The 16,659-nt window shown below is 29.0% G+C and carries 14 protein-coding genes; 6 read left to right on the top strand and 8 right to left on the bottom strand.

Going from position 1 to position 16,659, the window contains the following annotated elements:
* Nucleotides 1-579: 579 nt before the first annotated feature.
* From ACMFBB_RS10615 to ACMFBB_RS10605, 3 genes are read right to left on the bottom strand one after another with little or no spacing between them, the layout of a single operon-like run.
* Nucleotides 580-1,491, bottom strand: a complete 912-nt coding sequence (locus ACMFBB_RS10615) for a DUF5777 family beta-barrel protein (protein ID WP_435260759.1) — start codon at nt 1,489-1,491, stop codon at nt 580-582.
* Nucleotides 1,472-2,029 carry a YceI family protein gene (locus ACMFBB_RS10610; RefSeq protein WP_435260758.1) on the bottom strand — a complete coding sequence of 186 codons (558 nt, stop codon included), beginning with the start codon at nt 2,027-2,029 and terminating at the stop codon, nt 1,472-1,474. The genes ACMFBB_RS10615 and ACMFBB_RS10610 overlap by 20 nt, the downstream gene beginning before the upstream one ends.
* Nucleotides 2,022-2,459: an OB-fold protein gene (locus tag ACMFBB_RS10605; RefSeq protein ID WP_435260757.1), complete on the bottom strand. Its 438-nt coding sequence runs from the start codon at nt 2,457-2,459 to the stop codon at nt 2,022-2,024. Before ACMFBB_RS10605 ends, ACMFBB_RS10610 begins: the two co-directional genes overlap by 8 nt.
* Before the next feature lie 154 nt (nt 2,460-2,613).
* On the opposite strand from ACMFBB_RS10605, the gene ACMFBB_RS10600 reads away from it, so the two are divergent.
* The 6 genes from ACMFBB_RS10600 (at nt 2,614) to ACMFBB_RS10575 (ending at nt 10,616) form a co-directional block, all read left to right on the top strand.
* On the top strand, nt 2,614-3,708 hold the full coding sequence (locus tag ACMFBB_RS10600; protein ID WP_435260756.1) for a LytR/AlgR family response regulator transcription factor: 1,095 nt from the start codon (nt 2,614-2,616) through the stop codon (nt 3,706-3,708).
* A gap of 154 nt (nt 3,709-3,862) precedes the next feature.
* Nucleotides 3,863-4,273 (top strand): hypothetical protein, encoded by a 411-nt coding sequence (locus ACMFBB_RS10595; protein WP_435260755.1) that lies wholly within the window; start codon nt 3,863-3,865, stop codon nt 4,271-4,273.
* A 311-nt stretch (nt 4,274-4,584) separates the two neighbouring features.
* Nucleotides 4,585-7,398 carry a leucine--tRNA ligase gene (gene leuS / locus ACMFBB_RS10590; RefSeq protein ID WP_435260754.1) on the top strand — a complete coding sequence of 938 codons (2,814 nt, stop codon included), beginning with the start codon at nt 4,585-4,587 and terminating at the stop codon, nt 7,396-7,398.
* A 114-nt stretch (nt 7,399-7,512) separates the two neighbouring features.
* Nucleotides 7,513-8,472, top strand: coding sequence for a hypothetical protein (locus ACMFBB_RS10585; RefSeq protein WP_435260753.1), 960 nt, complete (start codon nt 7,513-7,515; stop codon nt 8,470-8,472).
* Between the two features lie 63 nt (nt 8,473-8,535).
* Nucleotides 8,536-9,741, top strand: coding sequence for a GNAT family N-acetyltransferase (locus ACMFBB_RS10580; protein ID WP_435260752.1), 1,206 nt, complete (start codon nt 8,536-8,538; stop codon nt 9,739-9,741).
* Nucleotides 9,742-9,749: 8 nt separating this feature from the next.
* Complete coding sequence (locus ACMFBB_RS10575) at nt 9,750-10,616, top strand: acyl-CoA thioesterase (RefSeq protein ID WP_435260751.1); 867 nt, start codon at nt 9,750-9,752, stop codon at nt 10,614-10,616.
* 13 nt (nt 10,617-10,629) lie between these two features.
* Here ACMFBB_RS10575 and ACMFBB_RS10570 read toward each other — a convergent pair whose 3' ends face one another.
* From ACMFBB_RS10570 to ACMFBB_RS10550, 5 genes are all read right to left on the bottom strand, one after another.
* Entirely contained in the window at nt 10,630-11,283 is a 654-nt protein-coding gene (locus ACMFBB_RS10570) for a lysoplasmalogenase family protein (protein WP_435260750.1), read from the bottom strand.
* A gap of 154 nt (nt 11,284-11,437) precedes the next feature.
* Complete coding sequence (locus ACMFBB_RS10565; RefSeq protein WP_435260749.1) at nt 11,438-13,210, bottom strand: DUF3858 domain-containing protein; 1,773 nt, start codon at nt 13,208-13,210, stop codon at nt 11,438-11,440.
* 28 nt (nt 13,211-13,238) lie between these two features.
* Entirely contained in the window at nt 13,239-13,406 is a 168-nt protein-coding gene (locus ACMFBB_RS10560; protein ID WP_435260748.1) for a hypothetical protein, read from the bottom strand.
* Between the two features lie 8 nt (nt 13,407-13,414).
* Entirely contained in the window at nt 13,415-15,325 is a 1,911-nt protein-coding gene (locus ACMFBB_RS10555; protein ID WP_435260747.1) for a DUF3857 domain-containing protein, read from the bottom strand.
* A gap of 82 nt (nt 15,326-15,407) precedes the next feature.
* A complete protein-coding gene (locus ACMFBB_RS10550) occupies nt 15,408-16,508 on the bottom strand; it encodes a DUF4407 domain-containing protein (protein ID WP_435260746.1) in 1,101 nt (366 codons plus the stop codon).
* Between the last annotated feature and the right edge of the window lie 151 nt (nt 16,509-16,659).

Here is a 16,659-nt window from a genome sequence, read left to right as displayed (position 1 = left end):
ATCTAATATTTTAAAAAGGAAAAACAAAAAATAATGTTTATTGTTTTTATAGATATCGAGCTATTAGTTTAAAATAAAAAAAATATCTTGATAGTCAGTGACTTATGTAATAATATTGTGTCGTAATAGTATAAAGAGGTAATAAATACATTTACAAATAAATGAAACATAAAGTAAATCTCGCCATATAAGAAAGAGGTCACTAAAAAGAAACATTTATAAAAACAATTTAAGCTTATAATTTTTTTATCTCTTAAATGCTCAGTACAAAAAACGACTGAGTACTGAACAGACCGGTTTGCTCCCTTCAAGAACGTATACAAAAAACTAATTTCCTGTTTTAATTCCTTCGCTTATGATCAAAAAGAAGGCGCTCAAGGAATTTTAAATGAAATTTACTAAACATAAAACTGATATTTGCTGAACCAGTATAGCTGGAATGGGGAAATATTTATAGGCATTATTAAACCTTACTATATAGTGCTATATTTTACGATTTATCAAAATCAACTAACTACTTCAATTTAAAATCGTTTAGAATGTAATTCTAGACGATTTTTTATGGTAATTAAACCTAGTTTAAAGTTTGTTTTTACTTAAATGCAGTACAAATGTTGCATTAAAACCAAAATGGAAATTACCGTCATGAAAATTGAAATTATTTTGGGTTTCCGTAATAAAAGAATCCTCTGAAAAACCTCGAGCATTTGTAATTTGAAACTGTAGAAGTAAATGACTTAGTTCCCAGTTAACTCCTATCATATAAGGGTTGTAGGTTTTGTTAGGTGTTTTTATGGCGTTGGTTACATGGTAATACTCAGAAACGATAGAAACATGGCTTCCTACTTTATATCTTGCTCCAAGTCCTAACGCAAATTGACTTTTGGGTTGATTTTCAAAAACACTATTGGTACGACTAATTAAGGTTGGTGCTAATTGCATAGAAAACTTTCTGTTAAATTTTCTGGCAATTAAAATTTGACTTGTAAAACTATAGACGTTTAAATTTAAAGAGTTAGTTCCGTATGAACTAGTTGTAGCACTTTGTTTCTTTTTAATTGAAGTTCCTTGAAAAAGAACAATGCTAAAAGGTGACTTGTTAGTGTTTCTTTTTTGATTAATAATTTTATACTTTAGAAAACCATCCATAGCCTTGTTAAAATTTGTATAGCCAGCACCAATTGTAAAGTTATCAGAAATAGCATAGTCTAAACCAAAACGTACATTTACTTCATCTGCTAAAAAACGTTGGGTGTTCCCTTCTTTATGATTCCAATACCTGCTGTAAAGAGAGATTTCTAAAGCTCCTTTTTTTCTGGTTTCAATTGAGTGGCCCAAACCTATCCTTGTGGTTTTAAAAGTGGCTATTTCATTTACTGGTTTTGTTGGGTATTCTTTTTCTAGTTTAGTTAATAAACTTTGAGCATTCACAGAAAGCAAACCAGCAATAAAAGAAAAAGAGAATAGATATTTAACGATAGATTTCTGCATAAGGAATGTATTGAAATTTAATTTTAACTGAAACGATTTTGGCGATATTATTAGATAAAATTGGAGGTATTTTAATATTGAAATCTTTAACAACTAAACTAAAATTTCCTTCAAGATAAAAACCTTTCGGGGTTTTATTAATCGATGTTTTTATTGAAACTTCTCTAGAAATACCACGAATTTTAATAGTACCTTTTATTAATTTAGTTTGAACATCAGAAGCTAGTGGATCAAAGTCAATAATTTTTCCTTCAAAAGTTGCCTTTGGAAAAATATCCGATTCAATATAACTTTCATTAAAGTGTTCATGCATTAGGTTTTTCTTAAAAACAAAAGCACGCATTAGCATACTTACGGCTATTTCTTTTTTTTCTGTATCTAAAATACTTAAAGCCTGATTATTCTTTGCTTCAATGTTTTCGACAGAAGCATAGGAGAAAAATGAAACTTGCCCTTGCCGAGCAATAAATTGATTTTGTGCACTTAATTGAGTAAAAAAAAGAACACTAAATAAGAAGAGTAAAAATAATTTATTCATTAATTTTAAAATCTATATAACAATCTAAAAGTATAACATCTTTTAAAAAACCTTTGCAAATGCCTTTTAAAATTACTTTTTGATGTTTTTTTATGTTGGTTAGTTTTTTTATTTGACTTTTATGAATATCACAAATAATTCCAGAATCACTATAGTTGGTACTTTGTAAAATGAGCGTGTTTTTATCATTTAAAAAATTTATTTCTTTAACAACCCCAGTAACCTGTAGTAGTTTATTTATATATAAATCATTGGCTTTTTTTTCATTATCTATAAAAGCCTCTATTAATGTATTAGATTGAATACAAATTTCAACTTTTGAAGCATTATAATTATTTTCACTAGCAATTAAAAGTTGGAAAATAAGTGTTCCAATTAATAGGAGTAGTAAAAAAATAATAGCGAAAAAAAAACTCTTTTTATTAATCACAATTTCAAAAGTTTATTCTTTTTCAAAGAAAAAGAATTATTTCAAAATTATAGTATAAATCTAAGTGAAAAGGTAATATTCAATGTTGAAGAAGAAAAAATAAACACTAAAAAATCAATAATAGTAGTATATTTCGTTTTTTGAAAAGTAAAACATGAGAAAAGATAGGTTATATTTTTTAACGATTTTGTCAATAGCATTTGTCTTTTTAATAGTGGCAACTGTTGCTTCTAATTATTTTATAAAGGCTAGTGCTAATCAACTTATAGAGGTTCAAGTTGAATCAAGCAAAAGAGAAGCAAATGAAATAGCTAGAATGCTAGATTTTCAACTATCTAATAACTTAGATAAAAATAAAGTTATTAAAAACCTTCAAGGAGCACTTACTGAAACAAATTCTGATAGTTGGTTTATTAGTGTATTTGATTGGTCTGGACAAATGGTATGTCACCCTGATAGAACTAAAATAGAACAAATTGTTAACTCTAATTCCACTCTATTATCATCTTTAAAAGGAAAAAATAATTCTGAAGACTTGTATGAGTTACTTGTAACAAATTCATCAAGCACAGATAAATTAACTTCAGAAGTAATTCATATAGCTCCAACCAAAACTTCTGATCTTATTGTAGCAGCAAACGTTAATGTTAACAGCATTAAACTTCAAATGAAAGAGCTAAGAAGAAATTTTTACCTAATTTTTTTAATTATGGGGATTTTGGTTATTGTTTTATCATCATTTGCAGTAAGAATAATTGGTAGTCGCTATGAAAAACAGTTAGAATTAACAAACTCTAATTTGACTTCCGAAGTAATGAATTTATCAAAATTGAATACTGATCTTGTATCTTATAAAGAAAAAGTAATGAAAGTTACTGAGCAAGATAAATTAGAAGGAAACTCTGATAAGAACAAAAACAGGATTCTAACCTATATGAGAAATGAGTTGGTACCTGTTTTAATAAAAGATATTGCTTATGTTTATACCGAAAATACAATCACTTATGTGGTTTGTTTTGATGGGAAAAAATCTACATCAAACGCTAGTTTAGATGATATGCATACGAATTTTGATGGTTCTTTATTTTTTAGAGCTAATAGGCAGTTTATAATAAATATTGCTTCTATTGATAAGATAATTAAGTATGGAAAGAGTCAACTAAAAATTGTTCTACAGTCAGAAACTCCTGAAGCAATTATTATTAGTAAAAATAAAGCGGCTGAATTTAAACAATGGCTTAGTATTTAAAAGTTTTGTTTGTAGGTGATAACTTGATAATTTAACCCTTTTTTTTCCTCTTTAACTCTTTTTTCCTCCTCTTAACTAAGTTTAAGGTTATAAAAATTAATAAATAACACGTATTTCGAAGTGTTTTAAATCGCTAATCTTAAACACAGAAATTATGAAAAATTTATGGAATCAAATTGTTTTTGTAGGAGTTATACTACTTTCAAGCTGCACCCCTAATGAAGATGAATTACCTAAAAAACTAACAATAGAAGATAAAATTGAATTGTTAGAAAAGGGAGAGTGGCTGTTGAAGGGACTTGAAAAAAATGTTAAGCACACTTTTAAAAATGGTAAACAATCAACATTTTATGGAATAGACGGAGTATTTACAATTCCAATCCCCAGAGAATTAGATTACTACTTAACAAATCAAAAATTAACAATTAATTATGGAAGTGGGAATATTAAAAGTTATGATGTTGAATTTAGTTGTGAAAACTCGATAGTATCTTTTTTTCTTAATAAAGAAATTTCACAAGTACTATATAAGGAGGGTTCTGATTATCAGTCTTGTGTAGATTGAAGGTGAACTTAAGGGAAAACTATTTTTAATTCAATGTAATTGTCCTTCATGGGTAAGGTTAACAATAGAAGAGACGTCTGCTTTTGTTAACCTTTTTATTAATAAAAGAGGAAATATGGTTTTAATGCTGTCACAAAATTTAGTACTTACTTAGAATTGAATATCATAAAACTTTTATAATCCTCAAATAAACGTAAATTTGCACCTTTAAATAAATGTCGTGTTTATATTAACGAGTTTGTTGTTAAAATCTAATTACATAGATTACAGCTTTCTCTTGTTACTTATGACGATAGGAATAAATAAGAAGAATGCAATACAATCACCAAGAAATAGAAAAAAAATGGCAACAATTTTGGGCAAACAACCAAACTTTTAAAGCCAGTAACACTTCTGATAAACCAAAATATTACGTATTAGATATGTTTCCTTATCCTTCAGGAGCAGGATTGCATGTTGGACATCCATTAGGGTATATTGCAAGTGATATTTATGCACGTTATAAACGTCATAAAGGATTTAATGTATTGCATCCACAAGGATATGATTCGTTTGGGTTACCAGCTGAACAGTATGCAATTCAAACGGGGCAACATCCTGCAATTACTACAGAAACAAATATAAAAACATACCGTCGTCAGTTAGATAATATCGGTTTTTCTTTTGATTGGTCTCGTGAAGTGAGAACTTCTAGTCCAGAATATTACAAATGGACTCAGTGGATTTTTACCCAATTATTTAATTCTTGGTATAATAAAGATACTGACAAAGCAGAAGATATTTCAACCTTAATTTCAAAATTTGAAGCAGAAGGAAATGTGAATATAAATGCAGTTTCAGATGAAGATATAGATGTTTTCTCTGCGGATGACTGGAAAAGTTTCTCATCAGAAAAACAACAAGAAATACTATTGCAATATCGTTTAACATTTTTATCAGATACAGAGGTAAACTGGTGTCCTGCTTTAGGAACTGTTTTAGCAAATGATGAAATTGTAAATGGAGTTTCAGAACGTGGTGGACATGAAGTGATTCGTAAAAAAATGACACAATGGTCTATGCGAATTTCAGCATATGCGCAACGTTTATTAGATGGACTTCAAAATATAGATTGGCCACAGCCTTTAAAAGATAGCCAAACAAATTGGATTGGTCGCTCACAAGGAGCAATGGTTTCTTTTGATGTAGATGGGTGCGATGCCAAAATTGATGTGTTTACAACACGACCTGATACAATCTTTGGAGTATCTTTTATGACCTTAGCTCCTGAACATGATTTAGTAGCAAAAATAACAACAGCCGAACAAAAAGAGGCTGTTGATACTTATATAGAAGCAACAGCTAAACGTTCTGAACGTGATCGTATGGCTGATGTTAAAACTATATCAGGAGTGTTTACTGGAGCATATGCTTTACATCCATTTACTGGTAAACAAGTACCTATTTGGATTGGTGATTATGTATTAGCAAGTTACGGAACAGGTGCTGTTATGGCTGTTCCATGTGGTGATCAACGTGATTATGATTTTGCAAATCATTTTGGATTAGAAATTCCAAATATTTTTGCAAATGTTGATATTTCTGAAAAAGCAAACGATACTAAAGATGGAATTAAACTAGCGAACTCTGATTTCTTAGATGGTTTAAATTATAAAAAAGGAATGAAAACCGTAATCTATGAGATAGAGAAACGCGGTTTTGGTTATGGTAAAATAAATTACCGTTTACGTGATGCTGTATTTAGTCGTCAACGTTATTGGGGAGAACCATTTCCAGTATATTATAAAGATGGAATGCCACAAATGATTGAAGCAAAACATTTGCCAATCGTATTACCAGAAGTAGAAAAATATTTACCTACAGAAGATGGAAAACCACCTCTAGGTAATGCTGAGGTTTGGGCTTGGAACATTGAAACTGCTGAGGTTGTTAGTAATGATTTAATTAATAACGAAACGGTATTTCCACTTGAATTAAACACGATGCCAGGCTGGGCAGGGAGTTCTTGGTATTTTAATCGTTATATGGATTCTACCAATGATGGAGAATTTGTAAGTAAAGAAGCTGTTGATTATTGGAAAGAGGTTGATTTATATATTGGTGGTTCTGAACATGCAACAGGACATTTATTGTATGCACGTTTTTGGCAAAAGTTCTTATTCGATAAAGGGGTTTTACCTGTTGATGAATTTGCGAAAAAATTGATTAACCAAGGGATGATCTTGGGAACAAGTGCTATAGTTTATAGAGTTAAAGGGACTGAGAAATATGTTTCGAAAGGGTTAATAGAAGAATACGATATTGATGAAATAAGAGTAGATGTTAAATTAATAAACACCTCTGATGAGTTAAATTTAGAAGCTCTTAAGAAATGGCAACCTCAATTTGAAAATGCTGAATTTATTTTAGAAGGTGGCAAATATGTAGTTGGTAGGGAAGTTGAAAAAATGTCTAAACGTTGGTTTAATGTTGTAAACCCGGATGACATTTGTGAAGAATATGGAGCTGATGCATTGCGTTTGTTTGAAATGTTTTTAGGTCCTTTAGAGCAAACAAAACCTTGGAAAACCTCAGGTATTTCAGGAGTGTATTCTTTCCTTAAGAAGTTATGGAAGTTATATGTTGGTGAACAAGGAATTACTGTTTCAGATGATAAACCAACAAAAGAGGAGTTAAAAACGTTGCATAAAACAATTAAAAAAGTAGAAGAAGATATTGAGAATTTCTCATTCAATACTTCAGTTTCTACCTTTATGATTGCTGTAAATGAATTAACTGCATTAAAATGTAATAAACGTGAAATTTTAGAGCCTTTATTAATACTGATTTCTCCGTATGCACCTCATGTTTCAGAAGAATTATGGAGTAAACTAGGACACACTGAATCTATTTCAACAGTTGACTTTCCAAAATTTGAAGCTTCTCATTTAGTTGAGAGTTCTAAAAATTACCCAGTTTCATTTAATGGAAAAATGCGTTTTACTTTAGAGTTACCATTAGATATGTCTAAAGAAGAAATAGAGAAAACTGTAATGGGATATGAAAAAACGCAAGCTCAATTACAAGGACGTATTCCTAAGAAAGTAATTATTGTACCTGGAAAAATTATTAATATAGTAGGATAGTAGATTACTATTACACGATAAAATATCAAAACACCTTGGCATACTCAAATAAACCAAGGTGTTTTTTGTGCTTAAAACTAAAAATATCCTCAAATTTGTGCAAAAACATATTCTATGAAAAAAATGTCCTATAAGAGCCCTTGGTTTTTTTTATTAATCCCTTTGTGTATTGTTTTTTTTGTACTTGGACCTGAACTAGAAGGTAAATATAAAAGGTACACTGAAAAGCAACTAGTACTTCAAGGTGATATTCATAAGTTAGATTCTTTGAGGCAATTAAAGTATCCTACTTCAAAAGACAAGCATTTACTTCAAAAGTTAGAAATTAGGGTTCCTATCCACACAAAAGTGTATGGGAAAGAAAAATTTCTATATTTTAAAATTGGAGGAATGCTACTTGTTTTTATGTTCATGGGAATGGGCATGGTTGTAACAAGTTATGTTTCCAAAAAAAAGAAAAATTCTCCTAAAAATAAGCTAGTAAATTTCACCTTTGACGATTATAAGGATGATGTTATAGGAAAGAGAATTTCATGGGATGCTATAGAAAGTTCAGGTAGTAATTTTGCAAGTGAAACATTTAAAAAAACTTCGATTGGGTATAAAATAACATCTAGCTCTTTTACAAAGTTTTTTGCATGGGGTTTTTTACTAGTAGGATTAAATTATGTAGTGTTATCATTCTATGAGTATTATCAATTTAATACTAGTCCTCTTACCTTTATGAAAGGCGGTAAGTTGTTTTTTACTTCTGGCGGACCATTTTTACTAATAGGGTGTTTTTTAATACTACTTTTCTCGCCTAAAGTATATATTCATAGCCGTAAAAGAAAAATCATTATCGGTGATCAGTCTATTTGTTTTAAGCAAGTTTATGCCTTGCAGGCCTTGCAAAAATTTATAGAAGGTGGAAGTTCAAGAGGTAGTTATTTTTCTTATGAGTTAAACTTAGTTACTAAAAATGGAGATAGATTTAATTTGTTAAATCATGGCGATAAAGAATACTTATTAAGTGATATGGTAAAAATTAGTAAACTTTTACATGTTCCTGTTTGGAATCAAGGTGTTGTATAATAGTTTTAAGGGTAGTATATATGCCAAACTTTTAGTATTTTAGACTCAAATCATAATATATTAGTGAACATTTTATCTTGTAATAATAATGCACCTAATGCTCGGTATTTTTCATCAATAAAAAATATTCCTGATGAAATTTATAAAGACTTGCAATGCCAGAATAACTTTTATTTTAATTCAAAATATTTAGAGGCTTTAGAAAAAAATAATTCACACGTTGAATTTTTTTATATTGTTTTATTTAACGATCATAAAAAAGCAATAGGATTTTCTACCATACAAATTATAGATTTTTATTTAGATAGTGTTCAAAATGAAATGCAGTCAATTGTAGAGAGGGTAAAATGCATCGGAAGGAAGTTAAGAGTGTTGTCTTCTGAAAAACCGTTTAAAATACTTACCTGTGGAAATACTTTTGTAACAGGAGAACATGGTTTTTTTATTCATCCAAACCAAAACAAAAAGGAGGTTTTAAAGCAGTTTGTAAGTGCACTATTACATTTTGTAAACCATGATACATTATTAAAAAATGACATAGATGCTTTTATGATAAAAGATTTCATTAGAGAATCTCTTGTTATTACTGATGTTTTACATGATGAGGGCTACTATTCTTTTAAAGTAGAGCCTAATATGGTATTAGAAATAGATAAGGATTGGATAGTTTTTGAAGATTATTTGGCTTCAATGAGAACAAAATTTAGAGTTAAGGCGAAGAAAGCATTAAAGCAAAGTGCAAATATTCAGGTCAAAGAGATTACTCAATATGATATAGAGAATTTACTACCTGAGATGACAAGGTTATATAAAAAAGTGTCAAGTAGTGCTAGTTTTAATTTAGGAGATTTTAATCTAGAAACATACAAAGCTCTTAAGGAAAATTTAAAAGAAAATTATATTCTTAAAGGATATTGGTTAGAGAATAAACTGGTTGGGTTTTTATCAGGAATTTTCAATCAAAACTCACTAGATGCTCATTTTGTAGGGGTAGATTATAACTTAAATAAACAATACGCTATTTATCAAAAAATGTTGTATGATTATGTTTCTATGGCAATTACTAAAAAACTCACTATCTTAAACTTTGGTAGAACAGCAAGTGAAATTAAAAGTTCAGTGGGTGCGGTTCCTCAAGAAATGACCATTTATTTACGTCACAAAAATACAATACCAAATAAAATTTTAAGTTTGTTTTTAAACAAAATAAAACCAACAGAGTTTAAACAAAAATACCCATTCAAAGATAAAACGTTGATAGAAAAGTAGCATAAAAAATGAAAGATACTCAGGAGTTATTAAATATATTAATCTTAGAAGATGTAGGAGAAGGAAACTTTAATGGAATTAGTAAAGATATTGGGAGTCCAAATGTTTTTGGTGGACAAGTTTTAGCTCAGGCCTTAAATGCAGCGTATAGAACTACTCCAAAAGAACGTATTTTACATTCGTTACATTCTTATTTTTTAGAACCAGGAAATTTAGAAGTTCCAATTACGTATAATGTCCAAACAATTCGTGATGGAGGAAGTTTTTCTACCAGGCGTGTCACTGCTCATCAAAATGATAAGACCATTTTTATATTAGCTTGTTCTTTTCATAAGAGAGAAGAGGGGCATGAGCATCAAATGCCGATTAAAAAAGAGATAAAGCAGCCAGAAGAGTTGTTAAGTTGGACTGATATGTTAGATCAGTTTGGAGCGTTCTTACCAAAGAAAATGAAAGCTTTTTTAAGTATTGAACGTCCTATAGATTTTAAACCTGTGCAAATTGTAAATCCGTTAGACCAAATAGATTTACCTCCTGTGGTTGATGTTTGGTTTAAGTTAAAAGGAGAGGTGAAAAATTTAGAGTTAGCAGTAAAACAGCAAATTTTGACCTATATTTCTGATTACAATATTTTAACTGCTTGTTTGTATCCAAATGCTAGTAAAGCTCATTTTGGTAATACTCAAATGGCTAGTTTAGACCATTCAATGTGGTTTTATCGTGATTTTGATTTTAGTGATTGGATGTTGTTTTCTGTTGAAAGTCCAAATTCTTTTGGGGCTCGTGGCTTCGCTTGTGGAAATATTTATACAAGAGATGGTGTTTTGGTTGCTTCTGTGGCTCAAGAAGGATTAATGAGACCTATGAAAAAATAACAAACAATTCGAATTATTTTTTTAGTTTATTAACAATCATAGATTCACAGATAAGGTAACGAGCTACGTAGTAAATTATAGAGTAGGTAATTACATAAGCCATCCTATAATCTAAAAATTTATTAAAAGCCATTAATATATCTCCTGTAATTATTAAGAATAATCCAAAAAGAAAGAGTTTGTTTTTAGTATTCATTTTATTTAAATAATTAAGAAAAGCAAATAATATCATAATAGCGGACGTTATTCCTAGCGATATAAATATGTATGAAATTTCTTGTAAATAAGGTTTTAAAAGAATGTATATAACTACAAAAACAAGTAAACAAATCACAAAGTAAAAGGTAAGTGTTTTTAGGTTGGTTCTATATAGAGCTCTTCTTGATATAATAATGTATAAAATTCTATTTACTATTAAAAGTACAGTTCCAACTACTAATAAATCACTGTCAAATATTAAAGAAGTATCTGAAGCTATTGAGCTAAGGAGAACTAAAACATACCAATAGTTTATTTTTTTAGAAGTACTTAGATATAAAAAAGATAAGAAAGTTAAAGAAAGTAATTTTAAAACCAACTCTAGTATAGCCTCATTATCTATAAAAAACAAAGATAACAGCGAGATTAAGAAATAAAGTATTGAATATTTGTTGGTTATGTGTTTCATGAGAAATGTAAATATAGAATTTTTATAATATGAAATGTTAAAATATTCTATTCCTGTTCCATGAGTTTTTAATTCATGGAATTAAGTTACATAAAAAATCTTCAAAAACTATTGCTTTTGAAGATTAATATGGGGTAGTGAGTTTAAGTATGTTTTATTTTTTTATAAAAACAATTTTTTCGTTTTGTTTTGAAACCAATTGTTTATAAAAATCTCTTAAAGTTGAATAATATTGAGGAGAAATTATATTCGAATTAATCTGTAAAATAGAGATTACTTTAATTTTATTGCCTTTATGTACTATTTGAAATTTGAAAACTCCTAGGTTTTCAGGTAAACCTATAGCCAAAGGTGCTGGAACAGATTGGATGGTATAACCTTCAGGAACGTTTATAGATATTGTATGTTTGTCCTGCCAAGGCAATCTAAAATCAACTGGAAAATTACGTTCTTTTGATTTAAATGGATTTTCTTTTTGGGCTAAGAAAAATAAAGGGGTAATGTATATTTTATCATTTATACTTTCTATAAAATCGTCCCCTTCAAATTTAAAAGACTGAACAATGTTTTTTGAAAGAGTTGTTTTGTTGAGGGTTTTAAAGTCTTCAATTTCAACAGCGTGCTTTTCTTCAAGGGCTGTAATTATGTCTTCTTCTTTTTTTATGTTCTTTTTGTCACGATATAACATTGCTACATGACCTGTGTAAACAGTTCTTAGCATTCCGTTAATAGATAAATCATCATTTATTTTTATATGTAAAGTGTTTGTTTCTTTTGTATGTTTTTTTGGAATTAAATTAACCCAATTTGAAGTTCCGTTTTTATGTATCTCTCTTCCGTTCCAGTTTAGGCATCGTATAGGAAGTATATTCGGTGTTGAGTATTTTTCAGTAGCGTCTAATAAAATATATGATTGATCAGGGAAATTTACTTTGCTAATTACATAATTAAAACCTTTAAAAGTAGGAAATAAAGGAACCCCGTTTGATTTGGTACTTACTAAAACAGGATTTGCATCAAGACCAATTGATCGTAGCATTCCAGTTAGCATTAAGTTAATTTCAGCAACGTTTCCAGTGCCTTCTTTGTATGCTTTTTTAACGCCTTTTTCTGTATACTTTCCGAAATAATCATTCCATTTCACCTTGTTTTTAAGATAGCTGAAAATTAAAGCTATTTTATCAGCGTCGTTTTTAGCATCTTTTAAAACCATAGTTAAATCATCTTTGAAATATCGATATTTTTCTAGTTGATCACCAAAACTTGTTGATTTGTAAATTCTTTTTGATACATCTTCCCAACTTGTAGAGAAATTTTTAAACATAGAATTTGGGAATCTAGTACCAGAGAGTTCAAATTCAATTCCGCCTCTATAGTTATTAACATTGCTCACAAAAGGTTCATTATTTTTTATTGCTGGTACGTTAGCACTTGTGAAAGAATAGGTTTGTGTTGAATAGTTTAAAGTGTTGTTATAACCACCAAAGTTGATAGTTCCCCTTTTAATGGATTCTTTTAATGGAATTGAATAATACCCTTTAGATCTTTTGCTAAAGAGAAAATATTCTGGAATTTCTATTTTAGAGAATAATTGTTTAACAGGAATATCGAATTGAAAAAATACTGTTTTAATATTATAAGAAGGTGATGTTATTTTGTATTTAAGGTCAATAATGGAACCCTCTTTTATGTTAGGAAATGTTATCTTTTTTTGACTTCTATATTTACTTAGTTTCTCATCAAATATATTTTTTCTTGAGAGCTTTTGTTTTAGTATTTTATCATTTACAATATTAAATGAGTATGCCTTGATGTTAGTTACTTTTTCTTGGTCTCCTGAATCAGGATTGTAATAATTTATTTTTTTAACGGCGTATTTAAATCCATCTTTAGTGTAAATTTTAATTCTGTCATGAATTTCAGTCACAATAATAAATCCATTATTAGAATCGTATTCAAAAAAGTGTCCTTCTTTTTTTATATAAATAGGCAGCCTCAGCTGTAGAATCAATAGGGTGTGTTTTCTCTACTAATTCTTCTTTTGATACTTTTCCGAATTTTACTTCCTGAGAATTTGAAATGATACTTAGAAGTAAAAAAGGGATAATGATTAACTTTTTCATAATTAATTTTATTGTTTGATTAGCTCAATTCTTAGATTGTCGTATTTAGCAATTGATTTTATAAATTTTCTATAGGGCTTATAGTCTTCTTTAGGGTAAACTCCTTCTTGTAATGAAAACTCTCTTTTGTAGATTATAGATGTATCATTTATTTTTTCAATAGATACTTTATAGATTCCAAACTTAGTTTCGATTTCTTTTTTATTTGGAAGGGAGCTTACATTGAAACCTGCTGGTAGTTTTATGGTATATTCATCTTTATCTGTAAAACTACGATGAATTTTTAAAGGCCTTTTCCTTTTTCTATAGCGTTTAGGAACATGCGTTGTTTTGTTTAATAAATTTACTCTAAATAAATAATTGGTATTACTAACAGTAGCAAACTCATTTACCGATAAACCTATTTTTTCGACAAACTCTACGTTGTTTTTATTGTTGGTTAGTGAAGTTTTATCGAGCTCTAAATTGTTGTTATAGTCCCATACATAAGATTTGTAGTATTTTTCTAGTTCTTTTGGAGTGTAATTTTCAACATGAAATTTATTATCGTATTGAATTCCGTATGATTTTCTTATTAGAGAAGCATTTAGTGATCCACTTTCTTTTAGTTCAATATTAGCTTTAATAAGTTGTAAGTTGTTTTCTTTATAACTAGGAGTTCTTTTAATAATTCCGCCTTCAGGTGTAATAACTAGTACATCTCTATCGTCAGTAAAGTCACCTAAGTAACCAAAGGGATTTGTTTGGCTCGTACATTCTAACCAGATGTCTTTTCCATTATTAGGAATGTTTAAAATCATATGATTTCCTTGCATCGAAGTGAAATCTTTATCTATATTTCGTTTGTCTTTGGCAAAAACAATTACATGGTATGATTCAATACCAATAGCATCTAAAAGGGCTTTTGTGTAGTTGGTTAATCCTTTACAGTCTCCATAACCAACAGCATCAACTTTATTGGCGGCAATTGGCTCCCATCCACCTATGTCAACCTGAACACTTATGTACCTAGTTTTATTTTGAACAAACTCATAAATTTTTTTTATCCTTTCTTCTTTAGTTTCTATTCCCTTTACTAAATCATTTGCTTTTGCTTTAGTTGAAGGAGATAATTCATTTCTATTACGAAGCAAGCTGTTGTACATCCATTGACCAAATTCATTCCAGTCTTTCGCAGCTCCTTTAACCCCTTTTAAAGCATATAAATTTAAAGCAATTGATACGTTAGGAGTAAATTCATTAAATCGTATAGTATTACTTTCGTATTTAATAGCTGGTTGATTTGTTAATTTATAAGCCAAATCTGAGTTATTAGTAGATTGTTCAATTAAATACTCTTTAAAATTAAGTTCTCTTTTTCTATACTCAATATTTAAAGGGTTATTTAGGGTATAAGTACTTTTTTCAATGGAAACATTATATCCTTCCATAGGAAACCATTGTGGAATAAAAGCAGTGGTATTGTTTTTGTACTCAGATTCAAAAACAACTGTATATGGATAAGAAGAAGGAGTATGTTCAAGGTATGCTAATCTGGCATCAGAATATAATGTTCCACCGTCAACAGCACTAACATCTTGAAAATCTTTTTTAGAATATTTCTTTGTTTTTTTACCGAATATATCAAAAATAGTAGCAGTTAATTTGGTAATACGTGTGTCATTATCGTAGTGTTGATATGCTTTAATGTGTTTTTTTCCTAACTCATTAAAAACAGTAACTATTCTTTTTTCTTTTACAATAAGTTTATCGAAGTTTTTAATTTCAATTGTTTTTTCACTTAGTCTCACAATAGCATTAGCATTTTCTTTCAGCTCTTTAGAAATTAGAAGAGAAGAAAGGTTTGTTAATTTTTGTGAAAAAATAGTTAGTGAAAAAAAAAGGGCAACTATAGCAAGTGTGCGACTTAAATTTTTCATGCAATTTTTAAATTTAAATAGATTGCAAATCTATGAAAAAATAACTTATAAAAATATATGTATTAGATAATAGTAGGGAAACTTATAATGTTTTTTGTTGATTTTTATAGAAAGTATCTGCTTGAAGCTTTAATAAGTCACGAGCTATTTTTTGTTTGTATTTATATAATTCTTCTTCGTCTTTTATATCTGAATATATTTTCTCATTTAAACTTTTATCAGCTTCTAGAAGCTTATTTCTTTGATGGTTTTGTTGTTGTATCCATGTTTTAACAATAGATTCTTGGTTTTCAAACTTGTAATCGTATTCTCCTTTAGAGCTAATTAATTTTGAGAATATTGGAGCGGTCTCAATGGCTAAAAACAATAGAAAAATAAAAAAAGATGGGAGCCATGGTAATTTATTTAGTGCATTTACCCTAGCCATTAAACCATCAACATTACTAATTATTGGTTGAGTTGATGTTTCAACATCTTTTTGTTGGTTTATAAGAGTATTTATTGCTTGTTCTTTTTTTGTTATTTTTTTTAAGTTCTCTTCTTTAAGTAAGCTTAAATCAGCAAGCGCTTTATCATGTTTATCTCTTTTTTCTTTATAAACAGGTCCTTTCCCAATACGTTTAGTTCCTTTTCGGCCTTCTGCTTCCGCGATATAGGTTTCATACAAGTCATTTACTTCATTCTCTTTGGTGTTAACCTCTTCTTTTAACGCATTAATTTCTGATTGATTTTTTTCTATTTCAGGAGTAAATTGTTGCGCTATTTGTTGTTTGTTATCAAGTGTCATCTGATTTTTTTCTTCTAATAATACCTGATTAATCTCTTTTTCAAAAATTTTTAATTCTAAGGGTTTTGAGATAACAATAGCAATAATCATAGCTAAAATTAACCTAGGTAGGGCTTGTAAAAGCTCAGAGCTAAATTTTTCTTTTTTTCTGATGGTTGAAACAATAAACCTGTCTAAATTAAAAATTAATAATCCCCAAATGATACCAAAAAATATGGAAGTGTAAATATTGTCAAATACAGTGTACAAGGCATAACTAGCAGCAATCGCCGCCATAAAAGCAGTAAAGAAGATGGTTGCCCCAATACCGACGTATTTGTTTTGCTCTGCATTGGAACATTCATTGAGTAGGGGCAGGTCAGCTCCAGAGCAAATAAGAAAAAATCGTTTTAACATATGTATTAAAACGATTTTTTTATAAAATGTTACAAAAAACGGAGATTGTCAAAGTTTTTTAACATTTTAAGAGTTTATACTATCTGGTATTTGAGATTACTGTAATAGAAAATACAGATTTTTTATTTAGATAAAAAAGAAAACCAAAAGG

Origin of the sequence: Tenacibaculum sp. nBUS_03, from assembly GCF_051201695.1 — a bacterium.
In the GTDB taxonomy this organism is placed as follows: Bacteria; Bacteroidota; Bacteroidia; order Flavobacteriales; family Flavobacteriaceae; genus Polaribacter.
The sequence above is the reverse complement of the archived record's forward strand: the minus strand, read 5'-3'. Positions and strand labels throughout refer to the sequence as shown.